Source organism: Acidisoma sp. 7E03 (assembly GCF_054665075.1).
On the sequence record NZ_BAAFHE010000022.1, the window covers coordinates 1 to 18,423 of the forward strand.

At 54.3% G+C, this 18,423-nt stretch carries 11 protein-coding genes and 2 pseudogenes; 4 read left to right on the forward strand and 9 right to left on the reverse strand.

All coding sequences use genetic code 11. The annotated features are described in order from the left end of the window. Positions 1-93: 93 nt before the first annotated feature. Positions 94-1,449, forward strand: a pseudogene (locus ACYQ6W_RS21305) (IS3 family transposase); the annotation flags it as partial. 49 nt (positions 1,450-1,498) lie between these two features. Here the strand turns inward: ACYQ6W_RS21305 and ACYQ6W_RS21310 are convergent. The 4 genes and pseudogenes from ACYQ6W_RS21310 to ACYQ6W_RS21325 all read right to left on the reverse strand — a co-directional run. Beyond that, positions 1,499-1,650: pseudogene (locus tag ACYQ6W_RS21310) on the reverse strand (IS481 family transposase); the annotation flags it as partial. Between the two features lie 127 nt (positions 1,651-1,777). Then, the gene (locus ACYQ6W_RS21315; RefSeq protein WP_459678158.1) at positions 1,778-2,938 is read right to left on the reverse strand and encodes a glycosyltransferase family 4 protein; all 1,161 of its coding nucleotides are present in this window, start codon (positions 2,936-2,938) and stop codon (positions 1,778-1,780) included. Next, positions 2,935-4,065 carry a glycosyltransferase family protein gene (locus ACYQ6W_RS21320; protein WP_459678161.1) on the reverse strand — a complete coding sequence of 377 codons (1,131 nt, stop codon included), beginning with the start codon at positions 4,063-4,065 and terminating at the stop codon, positions 2,935-2,937. Before ACYQ6W_RS21320 ends, ACYQ6W_RS21315 begins: the two co-directional genes overlap by 4 nt. Before the next feature lie 8 nt (positions 4,066-4,073). Beyond that, the gene (locus ACYQ6W_RS21325) at positions 4,074-4,496 is read right to left on the reverse strand and encodes a hypothetical protein (protein ID WP_459678162.1); all 423 of its coding nucleotides are present in this window, start codon (positions 4,494-4,496) and stop codon (positions 4,074-4,076) included. 896 nt (positions 4,497-5,392) lie between these two features. Between ACYQ6W_RS21325 and ACYQ6W_RS21330 the strand changes: the two genes are divergently transcribed. After that, positions 5,393-8,305 carry a glycosyltransferase gene (locus tag ACYQ6W_RS21330; RefSeq protein WP_459678164.1) on the forward strand — a complete coding sequence of 971 codons (2,913 nt, stop codon included), beginning with the start codon at positions 5,393-5,395 and terminating at the stop codon, positions 8,303-8,305. 41 nt (positions 8,306-8,346) lie between these two features. Here ACYQ6W_RS21330 and ACYQ6W_RS21335 read toward each other — a convergent pair whose 3' ends face one another. The 5 genes from ACYQ6W_RS21335 to ACYQ6W_RS21355 all read right to left on the reverse strand — a co-directional run bounded on the left by ACYQ6W_RS21335 (position 8,347) and on the right by ACYQ6W_RS21355 (position 15,501). Continuing rightward, a complete protein-coding gene (locus ACYQ6W_RS21335) occupies positions 8,347-10,353 on the reverse strand; it encodes a glycosyltransferase family 2 protein (protein ID WP_459678165.1) in 2,007 nt (668 codons plus the stop codon). A gap of 81 nt (positions 10,354-10,434) precedes the next feature. Beyond that, positions 10,435-11,580, reverse strand: a complete 1,146-nt coding sequence (locus tag ACYQ6W_RS21340) for an acyltransferase family protein (protein ID WP_459678166.1) — start codon at positions 11,578-11,580, stop codon at positions 10,435-10,437. 154 nt (positions 11,581-11,734) lie between these two features. Further along, on the reverse strand, positions 11,735-13,024 hold the full coding sequence (locus ACYQ6W_RS21345; protein WP_459678167.1) for a WcbI family polysaccharide biosynthesis putative acetyltransferase: 1,290 nt from the start codon (positions 13,022-13,024) through the stop codon (positions 11,735-11,737). A gap of 63 nt (positions 13,025-13,087) precedes the next feature. After that, positions 13,088-14,350, reverse strand: a complete 1,263-nt coding sequence (locus tag ACYQ6W_RS21350; protein ID WP_459678169.1) for an FkbM family methyltransferase — start codon at positions 14,348-14,350, stop codon at positions 13,088-13,090. 2 nt (positions 14,351-14,352) lie between these two features. Beyond that, a complete protein-coding gene (locus ACYQ6W_RS21355) occupies positions 14,353-15,501 on the reverse strand; it encodes a glycosyltransferase family 9 protein (protein ID WP_459678171.1) in 1,149 nt (382 codons plus the stop codon). A 718-nt stretch (positions 15,502-16,219) separates the two neighbouring features. Here ACYQ6W_RS21355 and ACYQ6W_RS21360 point away from each other — a divergent pair. Both ACYQ6W_RS21360 and rfaE2 read left to right on the forward strand, forming a co-directional pair. Further along, the gene (locus tag ACYQ6W_RS21360; RefSeq protein WP_459678173.1) at positions 16,220-16,804 is read left to right on the forward strand and encodes a D-glycero-alpha-D-manno-heptose-1,7-bisphosphate 7-phosphatase; all 585 of its coding nucleotides are present in this window, start codon (positions 16,220-16,222) and stop codon (positions 16,802-16,804) included. Positions 16,805-16,877: 73 nt separating this feature from the next. Continuing rightward, the gene (gene rfaE2 / locus ACYQ6W_RS21365) at positions 16,878-18,419 is read left to right on the forward strand and encodes a D-glycero-beta-D-manno-heptose 1-phosphate adenylyltransferase (RefSeq protein WP_459678174.1); all 1,542 of its coding nucleotides are present in this window, start codon (positions 16,878-16,880) and stop codon (positions 18,417-18,419) included. Positions 18,420-18,423: the final 4 nt, after the last annotated feature.

Consider the following 18,423-nt stretch of genomic DNA (forward strand, 5'->3'; position numbering starts at 1 on the left):
GTCGGCCATCCGGCCTCGGCTCTCTTGGGTCCACATCCCAAGCTTGAATCAGACCGCGCCGAGCCGCCACAACCATTTTCAAACAGCCTCTTAGAGGCTCAGAGGCAGGCGGCACTTGAGTAACTTCACACCCATGCGCGTTGCGTTACGGCAACGAGGAGGGCACTCGGCGATCCGGGTCGAGGAATTCTAACCGCATGGGCTCGCGAGGCGTTTCCGGAGGCGCGGACATCGATGGTCGGTCGATCGTGGCATCCTGGCTATTCCGAGGAGGTCCGGCAAGCGGGGGTCATCGGATTATGCAGTGGAGATGAAAAAGCTCAAAAGGTGGCTGACCGGCTGGGCGTCTCAAGGCCGACATTGTACAGCGGGAAAGATCAGCTACTCGGTCACGAGGCTCCTTCATCCATGAAACGCCACAAATCCAACCCCAAGCTGCCTGACCGTGAAGAGCTTGAGCGACAGCTTGAAGCCCTCCAGCGTGATGTCCGCCAGTTACAACTCGAGCATGATCTCCTGAAGAAGGTCAACGAACTCCTAAAAAAAGACCTGGGCGTCGATCTGCAGATACTGAGTAATCGAGACAAGACCCAGCTGATTGACGCCCTTAAGGAAGTTTGTCGCTTGCCAGAACTGCTTGCCCAGCTTCGGATTGCCCGCAGCTCCTACTTCTACCATCGCGCCCGCATGTGCCTGGCAGACAAGTATGCCGCCGTCCGCCACAGCCTAGCTGAGATCTTTGAAGCGAACCGTCGTTGCTACGGTTATCGACGACTGCAGGCGTCGCTGGCCCGACAAAGCGTGATGATCTCGGAAAAGGTTGTGCAGCGATTGATGAAGCAGGAGCAGCTGGTCGTTGCCAGGCCGCGTCGACGGCGGTTTGGATCCTATCTGGGAGAGATCAGTCCAGCGCCTGAGAACCTGATCAATCGCGACTTCCATGCAGAAGCGCCGAACGTGAAGCGGCTGACAGACATCACCGAGTTCCAGATCCCAGCAGGCAAGGTGTACCTTTCGCCCATCATCGACTGCTTTGACGGCATGGTCATCAGCTGGTCCATTGGGACCCAACCAGATGCGGGCCTCGTCAACACCATGCTGAATGCAGCCATCGGAACCGTCGCCACCGGCGATGAACGGCCAATCATCCATTCCGATCGCGGAGCCCACTATCGATGGCCCGGCTGGTTAACCCGTATCAGCGAAGCAAGACTGGTTCGCTCGATGTCCCGAAAGGGTTGCTCGCAAGACAACGCCGCGTGCGAAGGGTTCTTCGGTCGGTTGAAAACCGAGCTCTTCTATCTACGAGACTGGAAAGTCATCACAATCGAGCAGTTCGTCGCCGAGGTAGATGCCTACATCCGCTGGTACAATGAAACGCGCATCAAAATATCACTGGGATCACTCAGCCCGGTCGAATATCGTAAGAGCCTCGGCCTGAGCATTTAGAATAGTCCAACTTTTTATCCGAACCCTCCCGGGTCAGTCCTCAGCGAAAATCAACAACCAGAGTGCATTTCTCTCGCTTCGCGACCGTCCTCCGATTGATCCCATAACGCCTGGCCCGCGCCCTCAGGCTCTCCTGACTTGCTGTATCACGCGACACACTGCCTCTGTCGTCGTGGCGCTCCCATGAAGAAACTGGTCCATAGTGCTTCCTTCCGCTCCTGCGAAAAGACTCCACCATCAAAAAACGCGGGATCAAATACCTTACCGAGCCACGGGCACCTGGCGCTGCAGCCACCCCTCTCAAAATGCAAATAAACGCCTGACAGCATCAACTTCTTTGAAAGAGGCCGTCAATAATGACCTTGTAGGTTTGATCGAAGTCGAATTGCGTTGCCCTAAGTCTTGCCTTAGAAACGATATTGCTGACAAAGCCAGAACTTTGATCGTCCTTCCAAGACAGGTACGCATTATGTAGTGACGCTACACTACACGGATCAAAGTAGTAGGCACAGTCGCCCAGAACTTCCGGTATTGAACTCGATACGGATCCTAGGACCGGTGTTCCCGCTACCATTGCCTCGAGGCATGGCAAACCGAAACCTTCATAAACGGAAGCATAAATAAGCGCGGACGCACCAACCAACAAAGCTGTTCGATATTTCTCATCAACGAAGTCGGCATAAACAATTTTTCCAGCAGTGACCGCATCCTGTAAGTTGCATTCTTCGACCATCGTAGAAAAGGTCTTTCCCCAAGCTTGGCGACCCGCGAAGACAACACGCATTTCGGAGAGAATTTCCCGATGTTCGGAGAGCCAACGCAACACTAACAAGTTATTTTTTCGCGGCTCGATGGAACCTAGTATCAGAAGAAAGGGCTCTACCCGACGGGCGCCGATTAAGGAGCGCATGCGTTCCACCGCCGTTAAATCGACGTTGCTACCGAGTAGCGCGACTTTGATTCGTGAAGAGTCGACGCCGTAAATCCACCGAAGGTCGCGCGCGGTCGCCTCAGAAACGCAGAACAAGACGTCAGACAAAGCAATTTGTTCGGATAGATCGTGCACATAAATTGCGGCCGCCTCAGGTGGATGGCATTCAGGTGTCAAAATCATAGATAAATCGTGAACAATTTTTCCCTCGCGTGGATATCGTTTCACCGGAGGCCGGTAATCCGTGTAAAGTGCGGCTGTGCAGGCGAATTTGCCTGTCTGATCGAGCAGTTCTCTGATGGAATCTGCCGGCAAGAAATGCTCGCCTTGTCCTATAAGGCGGGATCCACTGCGGAGTGAAAGGCATTGAAGCACGGCTTCGTTATCAATCCAGCGGCCATCCATGTCAAAATACACGTCCAGGGTGACGTCTGCCAAGAAACGAGAGCAGAGTGCAGCGATTACATTTGGAATTCCAGTATAGAATGGCTCTCGCAGCGGTCCTATATCAACAACCACTGACTTCCGGCCGAGTTCGGACCCTGGGTTTTCGCTCATATTGCAAACTCAAAAATAGCGTCCAGAGATTGTAGGCTAAGCCGGAAAGCTGCATCGCCGAAGCACGCTTGCGCAAGCTCTTGGCCGGCCTTCGCGATTCGTCGGCGGTCTATCTCGGCTAGCGCATCAGCAGTCAAAACTGCGGCACGCACGGCCCCCTCGGCGGGAGGATGAGCGGTGAGCGGGACGAAGCGGGCTATCATCTCTTCCTCTGCTGAAAGTACATGGTTTGTGGTTGTGATGGGTATTATCGCCTCCGGTGCAAGAAAACTTGCTGTGCCGCCCGTCAAGGTGGTCACAAGCGGCAGTCCTGCCAGTGCCGCTTCTGCCAAAGGAAGAAAGAGGCCGGGTGCAGAATGGGCGCAGAGAAAGAAATCAGCCTCATGATAAAGGTCTAGCTCTTCGCCGGCTCCGCCGCCGATTATCGCAACGAACTCCTCATAAGGCCGAATTGAAGCGGGCCAATTTCGAGCAACATGTTGCTCCAGTAGAGAGAGACTGTTTGGGCCGGCACCTTGCAAATAAAGCGTCAATCGCAAATCTTTCTCCGCAATCGCGGCTCCGAATCCCTCGATCAGTGAAGTCAACTGGCGATCGAGATGGGAAGGTTCAAGCACAGAAAGGAATTGCGTCGGCCCCCTTCGAGAAGCCCTGTACGGCGCGACTTTCGGAGTCGGTATAGCGGGTGGTAAAGTAAACGCGTGTGTGACCCCCGCTGAGTGCAATGTTTTGGTCGTGAAATCGGTACAACAGAAGATGGCATCCGCTGCGCCAAGCAGACGCGCTTGGTGAAAAAAAGGTGATTCACCTCTGAGCGTGGATCCGAGCGTGGCGAACGGCCAATTACAAACAAAGGCATTCGAAAGATGATGAAACGGACGCAGGTGCTCTAGCGGCTTGACAGCAAGATGCCAATCACCAGGTTCGACACCGAGAAGCTGATGCGAAATCTCTGTGTGATAGATTTCAGGGCGTATGACGGATCTGACCCTTAGGCCGCAGCTCGCAAAGCTTTGCTGGTAAAGCGCAGAGAGTTTTCTCCAGCCGCTTAAGGCCGCGTTTGGACCGGTCATATAGAAGTTCAATCGTTCTTCAACAATTGCATCGCTAACGAAAAGTGTGGTCATGTGTGAGATCACAAGGACTGGGACAACCGATGGAGTATCTCAATAGTCACCGTACCAGAACCGCCTTCTGAGGTGTGCAAGGGGATGTAGTTGCTTCTGTCCACGGGGTTTTCGGGCAAGATCACGTTATCCGCCGTCGAAGGGCGGCGTTGTGCGTCTCGGCAGATACGGCGCAAGGCCGGCAGGTGCGGCAACATGGTCCGCAAGAGCGAGCCGGCGATCCGCACCGGTGCTGAAAGCCGCCAGGATAGAGAGGCATGGATCTGCCCTATGGCTTCCCGCAGCGCCAATATTTCAGCCTCTTGTTCAGAAATCGTAGCATTGAGCCGGGCTCGTTTAAGTTCGCTTTTGGCAATCTCGGCTTGGAGTTCGGAGACCCGGCGGGTGACCGAATAAGCTTCCATTCGAGAGAGCGGTTTCGGTAAGGTCATTCAACTTCCTGTGCATTGAGCCGAGCTAGGTAGGCCGCGCTTGCCAAAATACCTCCAAACGCCCGCCCCAAGACCTCACGGGGCATACGGAGATATCGCTTGTTCGCCATTTCCTGGGATGCCCTTAAGGGCCACCGGACGTTGAAACAGAATCGCGTAACTCTAGCATCGGCAACAAACAGCCCTGTGCGCCGCCTTCTGGATTGCTTTCCTAGCATCGGATTGAAGTGCGCGTCATCGTACGACTGACTAAAGTCTACTCCACCAGGACAGTATATTGGCGAGTCTGCATGACGCTGGGGCCTAGGTCGAGAAAAATTTTCACCAAACGCTCTCAGCGCAAGGGGTGAGAATTGCGTCGGCGACGCCGATTTTAAGCGGTGTGGACCACCGTGGGCTCCCTCGTCCCCCGGAATTTTGTCAAGCTATGACGCGGGGACAGGGCAGCCCGTATATTGTCGCTGCAGGCTCTTTTTATGCTGTGGTGCCCTGGGTATGCCGAAGCTATGCAAATCGTTCACCAAACGCGTCAACGGCGGGTCAACGGCTTCCGTCGTATAAGAGTGGAGTGATCCTGTGTATGTCAGGAAATCGGCACGTATGGGACGCTGCTGCGATCCGCTGATGGACCGTACGCAGAAGTCAGTTAGAATCTCCGCTGCAAAAAGCCTATCTAACCTGGCAAAAAATTCGCATAAACCCAGGCTGAGAAAACTATGTGCCCGTCCATCCGGGCATCGAAGGGATTCGCGACAAAAAGGATTGCCTATCTCTTGTCAAAATCGGGTTAATCGTGTGGCATTGCAGCAGTGAGATCCCAAAAGGACACGAGTCATCGGGTGAGGTTGATGAACAACCGAGCGATGGCTGTGGAATTGACCGACGGAAGGTAGTCGATGCTCTTCAAAAAGGTTCGGCGTAATGCCCAGTCTCTTAGAACGGGGCTTCTATTACTGACGAAAATCCACGGCCGTCATCAAAATCTGGCCTTTCTTGCAAAGTCCATCGTGCACGTTGGAGTCCGAAAGGGCGCTCCGGGTCTTCGGCAGTGGATCATCAACACGGCAAATGTTGCGGAGCCTGAGCAGCAGCTTCCCGCACCTTCTAGTTCCGTAGATGCTGCTGCATACCGTGACTGGTTGGATCGATATGACATATCCAAAAATGATCACGAGCAAGCGGCAACATCTCATCACGCTAAGCTAGCCCTTCCCGAGCTCCTTGTTTTGGCGGTGGTCGGTCGGGATGATGTCGCGTCCATCGAACACATGTTGGCCTCCTGGCGAGGTGCCATCCATGCTGATTGGCAGGGCGCAATAGTCGCGTCATCCGATTTGGATACTTCTGAACTGCAGTGGCTGCAAGCCGCTGCCGGAGAAATTCCGGTTATCACGCTAGCTTCGGAAGTAGAGAAGATCCGGAGTAGATTTAGATTTGTTCTTTTGACCTTCGGCAGCGTGTTGCTTAACAAGTTCTCGACTTATATGTTTCTTCAAGCAGCAACAACGACCGGTGCAGCGATTGTCTATTCTGACCATGATCTTAGCTCTGCTGGCAGCGAGCGAGAGGCTCCGTGTTTTAAGCCGCAGTTCTCACCCCAATACCTTACCTCCTACAACTACGTCGGGGATTGCCTTCTTATTTCGGAGGAGGCCGAGTGGGACTGTAAAGAAACCGAGACGTTAATGCATCCGGCATTGTCTGAAAGGGATGATTGGATTCGTCGGCTCATGCTGCGAACATGGGGGCGGGATAAATTGATTGAGCATCTTCCTTTCATATTGTTCCATTTGCGCAAAAACCCGTGCAGGATGCACAAAAAGACGACTGATAAAGGGAGTGCGTCGACGGTCTCAATCATTCTTCGTAAATTAACCGGACTCGAGGAACTTCGAATTTGTCTTGATGGTATTTTGGAAAATACGTCGTATGAAGAGGCGAGAGTAGAAATCGTCGTTGTTGACAATGGTTCAAACCCACCGGAATTAGTGGAGTTCCTTAATGAAATAGAATCCCGACCAAACTTATTGATCGTCCGGCCCAATCCTTCGTCTGGCGTCGCAGCAATCAATGCCGCGGCTCGGGACGTGGCGCGTGGCGATGTTTTGGTATTTCTCGACGGCGACGCCAATGTCATTGACCCAGAATGGCTCGCCAAAATCGCGAGCATTGCGCAGATGCGCGGCGTCGGCGCTGTTGGAAGCAAAGTTCTGTCCCCGGATGGGGCGCTCAAGCAAGCGGGTTCGGTTGCAGGTGGCATTGGGACAGCGGGGCCTCTGCTGCATACCATGCAGCCGGCGATCGCATCGCTCCAAGACCATACACGGGAGATGTCTTTGCCGTTGGGAGCCTGTCTCGCCATCCGCCGAGAAATATTTCTCGAATTGGGAGGATTTGATCAGGTACTTATCACCTCTTGGGGCGATATCAAGCTCTGCCTTTCGGCTCTTTCGGCTAATTTGCGTAATATATACATCGCAGACGCGCTTCTCTCTCAGAGACCTCCGGGAGAAAGCCTTACAGAGACACGAGAGATAGCGCTCCGAGGCTTCAGCGAAGCAGACTACACGTGTAGGCGCTTCCGCAACTACTTTTATGACGACCCGTTTTATAACCCCAACAAGTCTCTGCAGCGTGTCGGGGCGCTAGCAGAGCCCCCGCGGGTACGCATGCCGTGGTTGCAAAGTGCCAGCAGCGCTTCTCGCATTCTAATGCTTAGTCTGGTTTACAAGGTCGGGTACGGTGTCCCGGTAGTTATGCAACAACACGCTAAGAAGTTGGTTGAGAGCGGCTACGAGGTGGTCATAGGTGGGCCTGCTGCCGATGAGGAACTAAGTTTTCCGGGTTGCGTGCGCGTAAATCTAACGTCGGCGGAGGAAGCTGCAGCATATGCCTTTAGAAACGGCGTCGCGCTGATCGTCAGCCACACCCCGCCTTTCTTCGAAGTCTCACTTCTTGTGGGGAGTCACATTCCGGTTTTAGCTCATGATCACGGCGAACCGCCGGTCCATCTCTTTCAGGGGCCAACGCGTGACTATCTCGTTCGGGTCGGCGACGAAAAGCGGCGTGCTGCCGTTCTCGCAGCTGCGATTAGTGTTATTTCTCAATCGGTAAAAGAGGAGACGCTGTATCAAGATGCGATCGTCGTAGAAAATGCGAATTCTCACTTAGCTGTATGGTCAGAAACCTACCGCTCGGATCGAGACCGCTTGCGGGAAAAGAGGGGTTGGAAGGGAAAATTTGTTGTACTGACGGTTTGTCGCTTTCATGAAGGTGAACGTGCATATAAAGGACTCGACAAAATCGCAGAAATTCTGCGCGAATTCCCCTATCTATATCCTAATCTCTCGCCCAAAGTCGAATGGGTGCTGGCTGGTGCAGGGACCGCGGAGGATGTGAAGCAGGTGGAGGCCCTCGGATTTAAGGTCTATCCGAATGTCTCCAACGCCACGCTGGCCGATCTCTACAAGATGGCCGATGCTTATATGAGTTTCTCGAAGTGGGAGGGATATAACCTGGGGATTGGGCAGGCTCTTGCCATGGGTCTTCCGGTCTTGGCATCCGATATTCCAGCTCACCGTGAGTTCGGTATCAAGACGACCCATAGTGTTCTGATCGGATGTGAATGGCTAGCGGATCAAGTCAAGCGTTCTGAAGTATGCCAACCGGTTCCAAGAATGGCCAAAGTCACCGATTGGAACGTGAGCGCCGCCGCCTTCGTCAAGGTTGTTGAGGATACCCTGCAGGAGGTAGCTCAGCTCCAGGGGCCACGTGGCGGCGCCTCTGTTTCTCGATACGAAAATACCTGACAATAAAGTCCGGCGGGAAGTAGGAAATGCCATTGGAAGCTTTAGGAACTCTCAGCGGGTTGATCCGTTTTACAGCGCCACTGCTTCTTGATTCGAGGTGAGCTGGCCAGCTTAAAAGAGTGATCCCTGCGGTCGAAAGCGGGGTTGTAGAAGGGGTCTTGATCGAGAGTTGTTCCCCATTGATGTCGCATATAATCAGCTTCTCTTGCTGACTGTGCAATCCTTTCTGGATTCTCTGCGAGGCCGCGCGTTGCAGACTCAAGGTGATAAAGTCGCGCAAACGGCGTCCAGATGATGCGGAAGCCCTTGGCTCGGATGCGCAGGCAAAAGTCTACATCGTTAAAAGATATAGGAAGTTGCTCCTCGTTGAGGCCGCCTACTGCATCATAGATCTCGCGCCGGAGTGCTAGGCATGCGCCCGTCACCGCAGAAACCTCACGCGTGACGGCGAACTGGCCGAGATACCCGGGGTCGTCGGGCTCCGCCGCAAGTCCAAAATGCCCTGCAACCCCGGGACCGGCGTTGTGTTCTCCGACGCCTAGAACGACGCCCGCATGCTGGACAAGGCCGTCTGCATAGAGTAACTTTGCTCCAACCGCGCCAACATCAGGTCGCACAGCGTGCGAGACTAATTCGGTCAGCCAACCGGGCTCGATTACATCAATATCATTGTTGAGCAGTAGCAAAATATCTCCGGTTGCCTCCCGTGCGGCTTTGTTGTTCATCGCCGAATAGTTGAAGGTGCCTGGCACATGGATTATTCTTACGCGTGAGTCGTTCTCCAGTAAGCGAAACAGCCCGAAGGTAGCGGTGTCCACGCTGTCGTTATCAACGATGATGACTTCCAGATTCTGGTAGTTAGTACGAAAGAGGACTCCTAGAACGGAGCGTGTCAGCAAATCCGCCTTATCGCGTGTCGGAATGATCACGCTGACGCGGGGGAGGACAGGGGGCAGGGGCCAAATTACGCGGTTCCATTGGGGATGATTAGGTAGGGGCGTGACCTCCACCGAAGCGATCTTGCTAGCAACGGTCGCCAGACGCTTGGCTGCGGTCGCTGCATCAGGAGTGACCGCAGCATCGATATTCGTCGCTGCCCGATGGCAAAGGATGGCGGGAATATGTCGGATTGCGGAGGCGCCACTATGAGCCGCGACAGCGACAACAAGCTCCTGATCCGAAATCGAGGTGATCGATTTTGCTGAAATGCCCATGGCCTCGAGCGTCGAACGGCGATAGATGGTGAGAGCTCCGGTCAGCCGGGTGGCAAGAGCAAGGTCTATGCTGAAGGCAGGCTTCAGCATAGGACTATTGAGTTGCCCCAATTCATTGATCCGATCCTCGTCGGTATAAATAACAGCCAATTCCGGCGCGGACTGGAGTTCGAACACTATTTCGAAAAGTGCTTCCTCGCCCAGGATATCGCCAGGTTCCAACATCGCCAGAAAGGAGCCGGTTACTGCGTCTTGCGGGCTTAAGCAAAATTCCCAATGTGGATACAGTTGAGAGCGGATCGAGGCCATGGTCGTTTCAATAGCAGCCGGATTCTCCCCGCCAGCGCAGATAACTAAGGAGATGACCGGTCTGACGGTAAAGCTTTTGATGTGCTCAACAATCAGCTTGCGGTCTGTCGATGAAAGCGTGGTCGAGGCTCTTGCCCAATCGTGATAGGAGGGAGTGGTATCTCTATGTACTGCAACAGCGCCTGACGACTCGTGAGTGCGAGATTCGTGCGGAGGCTCCGAGGATGGATTGCCGCGTTTGCGGGCGGGTCCCAAGATGCGCCGGAGTATGTTCAAGGCAGCTTGAATTGCGCGTGCCACTCGCCAGGTCTTGGAGGCGAGAATCTTTTCCCGCTCCGCAAGAGCGACAGCGAAGGCTGCGCTGAGCTGTGCCTTTTCCAGCGTCACTTTGTCTATAAGTGACTCGGCGCTGCGCAATCTGGCATTGAGTCTGCGAACTTCAAGGTTGAGTTGGGCGACTGGCACTAAGTATTCGGAGGCCCTTGCTACAGTAGTGCTCGGAGTGTTTCTCGGTAAATCGGACATTGCACCACCTTGCAAAGGTTCCAAAGGCAATAGAACAAAGAAGACGTTGCGATATGACATCGCCGCGGCGGGCGGCTCAGTCTATTCGTTCCGTCGTGCCGCCTTTCCGCGCTTCGCCCTAAACAACCACCGAACATGGCGTCTCAGGGGGGTTTCGAAGAAGTAGTAGGAGATTACCGAAAGGCCGAGTGTCGCCACAAGCGGCGCGAGTATACGTGTAATTTCCGAAGCCATAAATGCGGGACGGAGATGCAAGACTATTTCGTATACCGGCAGATGCCACAGATAGATAGAATATGAGATCAAACCGAGAAAATGCAGTGGACCCGATCCGAGTACGCGCGCTGTCAGAGACTGGTGGTCCATCATACCCATGATCAGTAACGGCGCCAGTACAACCATCGCATGACGATTGACAAATCCAAATGACGCGCCTGCTATGATAGCGATAATTAACAGTGTCACGGCATCAGTCAAAAGACCGGTCGCTTGTTGTAGCTCGCGATGGCGATGAAGGGCAGCGTAGGCAAGGGCTCCAGAGATAAACATTGAGCTGCCGCGGAACAGGGCAACCCAGTAGGTAAAATAACCGGTGGGACCAGAAAAGCCGACTAAGTTAATTGCGGGATCGTATAGTTTCACATAGGTTGCGTGGCAGATCAGAGCGCAGCACACTGTTCCTGCCAGCAGCAGACGTGGTGAAAGGCGCAGAACCTGCGGCCAATACTTCACGAGGACAGGGAAGAGGAAGAGATAACAGACTCCTTCGATAGCGACCGACCATGCGGCCGGGTTCCAAAAGCCATAGAGGCTTTTTATTGGGAGAGCAGCAATCAGAAAAAACTGCGCCAGCGTATGTTTTAGAATGAAAGCATCACTGAAGTGAGGAAACGCTTCATCACCCCAGAAGTAGCCTGTTAGAAGCCCGACCGTCATCACGAGGGCAAAAAGCGGGTAAATTCGGGCAAATCGGGCGACAGCGAAATCATAAGAGTTAAAGCGCTTTCGGTCGGATAGATAGACCATGCACAGCGTGAAGCTGCTTAGGCAGAAGAAAACATCGACGGCGGCGTCTGTGAAATCAAAGCAATGGAGGAAGGGAAGGCTATGGATGTCGTAATGGCCGATCATGACGTTCAAAGCAGCAAGCCCACGTAGTCCGGTCAATGCGCGCACTTCGGCTTTCGGAACAAATCCTGTGACCAGCATCACGGGTGCGAGGTTCACTGCGTTCTTCCTCATGCCGCGCTTCTGCCTCGTTCCTGGATGTCTGTGATAGCTGCTACGAGATGGACGGTACGCCGGGAAAACGTCAGAAAAAACCATTCCACTCAGTAATGTGGATCTGCGCGATACGCATAAGCGCATGCGAGCAGAGGGGTTAAATTCTCCCCACAGCCATCCGCATCACAATCTCGGCTGCCATTGCGGCTAAGAAGGTCATGACGAGTATAGCAATCCAAAGGCGGCGCAATCTCGGGATGCGTGGAAGAATGGAATTTGGCACAGCTCGAATGGCTTCAAGAATTTTTAGTTCGGAGGCAGCAGAACTCTCCTGCCGTAGGAGAGCATCCTCGGTCACGATGCTTCTAATGGCTTCGATTTTCGGATCGGCGATCTGATGGAAGGAGTGCAGCTTGTGGATATAAACTCTGGCTTCTTCGGATTTTGATAGTATTGCGTCGAGAGTATTCTCAATCCGCTGCATTGATCGTTGCTGATGTTCACTGCCGCTCACTCGGACGGGGGCCGCTACAACTGGCGCAGCGGCATCAACAAGAAACCGTAGCTTTGGGTCGCTTCTATACCGCTCAACCAAATCAGTTGGAGAGTTTACAACTAGCCGATTCCTTGGCGCTTCTCGATATGTGGCGTAAAAGCGCTGAACCAGTTCCGCGCGGTCAATGTATCGCCGCTCAAGGGAATTGAAGCGCCAGCGCTGTGTGCCCCGATAGGGTAGGTTCCGTGTCTCGGCGATGATATCGTCGATTGGAGTAACGTCATGCAGATCAAGAGGATCATCATAAATGGCCGAATTGATCGCCTGATGTGGAATCCCAGCGTAGGCAAATGCTTTTTGTAGGTACTCCGCGAGCATCACAATGGATGGATGATTCATCGTTAGAAACGCAGGGTACCGCAAGCATGCCGCCTCCATCAGTTCGGCTCCGGGCACTTGCACAGCCCCATTCGCCTCTCGGCGTCGCATCTCCGCCATACTGAGAGCCCATGCATCCAGGAGGCCAAGCCGCGCGTAGTTCTCGCGGTTGAAACTGTTCACCGCCGCTGTCTCGCTTTCCCCGCGTAAGAAAGCGTCGAGAATGACGACGCTGTTGACGGAGCTGGGCTCGTCCAGTCGCTGGCCAAAGTCTCCAATATAACAGCTGTCTGGAAAAAGACCGCGGAAATAGAAATTGGCTATAGTTACCACTTTGGAGCCGAAACGCGCGCGTAGATCGCTCTCATTGGTAACGCTGAACGAAGCCAACTGCGTTAGGATATGATCGCAATCGGCAAGCCTATCGACGAAGGCGATTCGAGCCGACTCGTCCCGCGACTCGGGGGTTGAATAATCAAAATAAATAGCTTCGGAGCCTGGGCTCATCAACGTCGTCAAGTATGCCATGGTTTGCACCTGGCAATTCCCCAGAAACCCTATGCGCATTGTCATAAAATCGGTCGTTCCATCGCTGCTACGGGCAATACGGCGTCAGTGTGTTTGCCTGACGAAAAACTAAAAATGGAAGCTTCCCAAAAAGAAGTCCGCGCGTCCCGGTTGATTAGGCATGTCAACTTCCTGGGGGAAAAGTTCCTGAGTATGCACGGACTGATACACGTCGTTCTTCGCGAATGTCATTTCGAGCGTCTCAGGGAGCACGATGTTATGAACATTTACGAGGTTGCCGCAATTGTTTCCGTGTACGTGGAATAGAAAGAAACTCCGAGCCAGCTTTTCAAAGACCCTGCGTGCCTGAGCTAAGGATGCGGGTTCCATCAGGCGCTCCATATGATGAAATTCAACCGCAATCTGATTGCAGCGGTTCAGAACATCATCAGCAACGCTGTCCAGAACGTCCCATTCGTCGCCTTCGATATCCATCTTAAGTATGGCGGAGGATCTGCCTCCTATGTCCGCCAGCCGGAAGGCCTCTTCCAAAGTAACGGCGCCATCGGCCGGCTGAGCCGCAATCCGCAAAGGATTGAAATGGAAGCGCTCGTGCGCTGTTGGCGTTTCGGAAATTGTGTGGTCGAATTGGAAGACATCCAGACCGCGGTGGGCGATTTCGATGTCCCAAGAAACGTCGTCGTTGATGCCGAGAGACAGCGCGGTGCTCGCTCCTTTGAAATCGTCGAGCATTACGTAACCGCCGTCAAATTCGCGCCCGAAGCGTCGTTTCGGACTATCAGATGCTTTGCGGGGAGCGATAAGACGCAGTACACTGCGAATCTCGGCGGCAGAGTCGGGTGTCGCGTGCCAACTGGGTAGCACTACTTCTTGTGCCTTCACGATTTCTTCAAGCTTAAAAAGCTTTTTTGCCTGCTCATCGAGCGCAGCGGCGATACGTTCGCGGCCGCTCGCTGAACGCCTTGCCATTTCGGTCAAATGAATGAGCGACTGCTCGAGAGCTGGAATCCCGCGATCGACAACTCTGCCAACATTGTGTGTCCGCTCGAGGAGCAGCTTGTTGGCACTCAAAATGGCGTCGAGTTGCCGTTGGTGCTGGAGCAGGAGCTGCGCTGCCTCATCACAAAAATCATTTAGCGCCGCGGACCCAGATGCCAGTCGTTTCGATACGAGATGGTTTGTCGCGACGATCTCGCCGATGCGCTGCAGTTGGTAGGGTATATCAACGCCTGCTTTTGCAAAACCGAGATTATGCTCGAGAGATTTTACCGTTTCGTTAGTCGAGCGAGTTTCATTTAAAATCGTAGTCAGGAAATCAAAGAGTCGGCGCGAGAAATTTCGAACGTTCCCCAACGTCCTTAGCACAGTCATCGTTACTTACTTTCGCTCGGATTGCAGCTCGATAGTATCGTGGTCAGGTTCGAAAGCGCATCCAGCGCACTAGGCGTTCTACTGACACGCTTGTGCTGGGCGGCGATGACCTTGCCTCTTAGAGCGGCCTTGACGTCGTCTTCGTTGACATCGTGGATACACGCATGCCCATAATGGCAGTCAGACAAATTTGCGATGTGACAGGGCGAACAGGGAACCGGCGCTTTAAGCAACGTTACATCGGGCCCGATTGGTGCCCACATGGCTGTTGGGTCGATTCCTGAGTAAATGCACACTGTTGGCGTTCCAAGTCGCGCAGCAAGATGCGTGAGGCCGGTATCATTGCCCAAATAGATGTCGGCGCGAGAAATCAAATCCAAGGATTGAGGCAGCGACGTTTGACCGGCGGCCGATGAAAGATAAGGAGATCTGCATTCCCCGATTAGGTATTCAGCTTCTGCCCTTTGATCCCCGCCACCAAGAAGAAGAACGGCGGCACCCATCTTGTTGCACAGCCAGGAAATGATGCTGCAATATCGGCGCAACGGCCAGTTTTTCGCGATCCGGCCGGACGAGGTACTACATGCGATAAGGATTCGTCCTTCAGTAAAACTGAGGTCAAAATCAGCAGGAACAACGACGCGCTCGCGGAGAAGCCGAGGGACGTCAGGTGTAGTCCGAAACACGCCGATCACAGTATGAATGAGACGTCGCATCAACAAAGTTTGATGCATGCCAAGATTGGCATCAGTCCCAGGGGGCATTCCGTGGGGCAGCCAGAACGTCATCTGAGAGTCCACGACGGGATTAGACTCGAACCCACATTTATAGGTGGCCTGAATGTGCGGCATGATCTCCCGTGTGTCGGCGTCAATTCGGACATCAATCGCAAGGTCGAACCGTCGCTCTTCTAGTCCGTTGAGGAGATCAACGGTAAATGTGGGGCGGGGGATATCTGCACGGGGGGCAAAGAAATTCACCACATGAATTTCGTTAAATAGGTCGAGGGCCTTCGCCATAGGCACATTCCAAGGGCCGCAAGCGAGGGTAAGGTGCGCTTCCGGAAAAGCTTGTCGCAACTCCAACATGGCGTCGAGGGAGAGAACGAAGTCCCCAATCGCGTCGGCTTTGATGAGGAGAATTCGGTCCACAGGCAGTCTCTTCCCCAAGGCCGCATACCCGGGAGAATCGGACCATCGCTGAGCAACGCCGAACGGACGCCCTAAACTCGGATCAACGCGCGACCAAGGTCTGTCTACATGCATCTGTGTGACAGTCGGAGGCAATGAGGTTACCGTAAGATGACGGGTCGTGTTCGAATTGGAGGACATCTGCCTTGTTTATAGGAACTAAACTCGGGCGTCGAGCTTGACAGACCGGCGAAAGCGGCTAGCGAACTGGTCAAATGAGCTGCCTGATGCCATAAGCGCCCTTATGATGGCCTCAGGACCCACGCCGTGACTCCCTCTGCGGTTATCCTGGCTGCAGATCCTTTTGGTGAGGCCAGCGTCATGCAGGTTCTGGCAGAGGCTGGGCGCTTCGGGATCCCCGATTGGGTGGTTTTAATCACAAAGGCTTGGCCTGAGCCTCAGCAAGGTAATTTGCCGGGTGCACCACCAAGGCTGTGGTCCGTGGAGAGAACCGCGATTGATATCCTTGAGTCACTGCACGGAGGGCAGGATGGTCTCCCTGAAACGTTCTTGCTTAACGATGCTAAATTTATGCAGGTGAGTAGTCTTCTCGGCTTAGCTCTCGCTAGCCTGCCACCTCTATCCCGGTCTATGCGTGAGGGTCAGGCTGCCGGATGCGCGCGGCTAGAACGGGCTTTAATTGATGAGCTACCGGCCTCAGGCTATGTCCGGGAAGTGCTTGGGGCTCTTTCTGTCCATGAATAAATGTTCACTGGGTCATGGGGATCTAAATGTTGGGAAAAGCGCCACCCTACCGCGGCGCCCTGCCGCATTTCTTGATCGGGATGGGATACTTATCGTTGATGACGGCTACCCAAATGATCCTGATAAGGTACAGTGGATCAAGGGGGCCGGCGCGGCTGTGCGGCGGCTCAACGTAGCGGGCTATTTTGTATTTGTAGTTACTAATCAAGCGGGGGTGGCTCGCGGTTACTACCATGAGGAGGCTGTCCACCTGCTGCATAACTGGATGACGGATCAGCTTGCCGTCGTCGGCGCGCACATTGATGCTTTTGCCTATTGTCCCCATCATCCTGAGGCACCAATCGCTGCATATCGCCAGGTTTGCCGCTGCCGCAAGCCGGCACCAGGCATGATTTTTGATCTCATGGACGCATGGCGTATTCAGGTTCCGGGCTCTTTCCTTATCGGTGACCGGCCTACCGACCTCGAGGCCGCAAGAGCGGCGGGGATTGTGGGTCACTTAGTTCGTCCAGCGGACCTCGATGAGGAGGTTCGACGCATTTTAGGGCAGACGCAATAATGTTTCGTGTGAAGCGATCTACGGGGCACTGTGAGCCCGTCCGTGAGGTTGTTGAAAGCACTGGAGGATGCCAATGACAACGCCGATAGCCGACATTTTGCTTGCAATGCCTGGCCGTCGAGTCGTGGTAATCGGCGATATCATGCTTGATCGATTTGTGTATGGCCGAACTGAGCGCGTTTCGCCAGAAGCGCCGTCGCTTGTGCTGGCGGCAGACCGGCAGGAGCAAATGCTGGGAGGGGCGGCCAATGTCGCGGTGAACGTTGCGACGCTAGGCGGCCGATGCCGGCTTGTCGGGCTTTGCGGCCAAGATGCAATTGCTGGCGAACTCGAAGCGGAGCTTGCTCGGTTCCCGGAAATTATCGCTGATCTCACTTACGATCCGGGCCGCAGCACGACGCTGAAGGTGAGGCTCGTTAACCCGCAATATAACACCCATTTGCTACGTCTGGACTGGGAAATGACGGCGCCGCCCCCGCCTGATATCCTGGCAACTCTTACTAATCGCGCCCTAGGCGCGCTGGAAGATGCTGATGTTGTTATCTTCTCAGACTACCTTAAGGGCGTGCTTCAGCAGTCTCTAATGGAGGCAGTTGGCAAAGCCGCGGCGCTACGTGGAATCCCCATAGTTGTCGACCCAAAGGGGTCCGATTTCAGCAAGTACCGCGGTGCGACAGTGATAGCGCCCAATTTGCACGAGGTATCAGCGGCGCTCGGGAGAGCGATACCGCAGGATGACGATGCCGTTGAGCAGGCAGCGGCCGATCTTACCCGACGCTCAGGCGTATCTGCCATTTGCGTCAAGCGCAGTCAGGGAGGCGTGCAGCTTGTCGAAGGCGGACGTACGACAACGAGGCTGCCTACAATCGCCCGCCGCGTCACGGATGTCTCAGGTGCAGGGGATACGCTGGTCGGAGCGTTAGCCATGGCACTCGCTGCCGGGGCAGGCTTGGAGGGTGCGACGAGGATCGCGAATGCTGCTGCTGGCGTTGTGGTGGCGAAACGCGGCACAGCCTTCGCCAGTCGCGAGGAAATCTCCACTATCCTCCTCGACCGGCATGAGCATCGCATCAACTCCAAAGTCTTTCAGAGTGTCGCTGCGCTCCAGGATCAGGTTCTCGCTTGGCAGGAGGCAGGCTTCGCGGTCGGGTTCACCAATGGCTGCTTCGATCTCCTGCATCCTGGTCACATCTTCACCCTGACGGAGGCCCGAGACCGGGTGGACCGCCTGGTCCTTGCGCTCAATTCTGATACCTCGGTCAAGCGTCTCAAGGGTCCGAACCGTCCGGTACAGGACGAAGTCGCACGAATGACGGTCGCCGCCGCACTGGAAGCGATTGATGCCGTCATTCTGTTCGAAGAAGATACGCCGCTTGACCTCATCTCGGCCCTCCGTCCCAACGTTCTCTTCAAAGGTGGCGATTATCGGCCTGAGACAGTTGTGGGGCGCGAGGTTGTAGAATCTTACGGCGGCCGGGTTGAATTAATTAACTACCTTCCGAATAGCAGTACCACGGAGATGATCCGGCGCATGGGAACGATCGAACCTAACGCCGGTGGCGGCATGGGAACTGGTAGCATGGTTCCCAGTAAGCCGACATTCGTCGATTCTTAGAAGG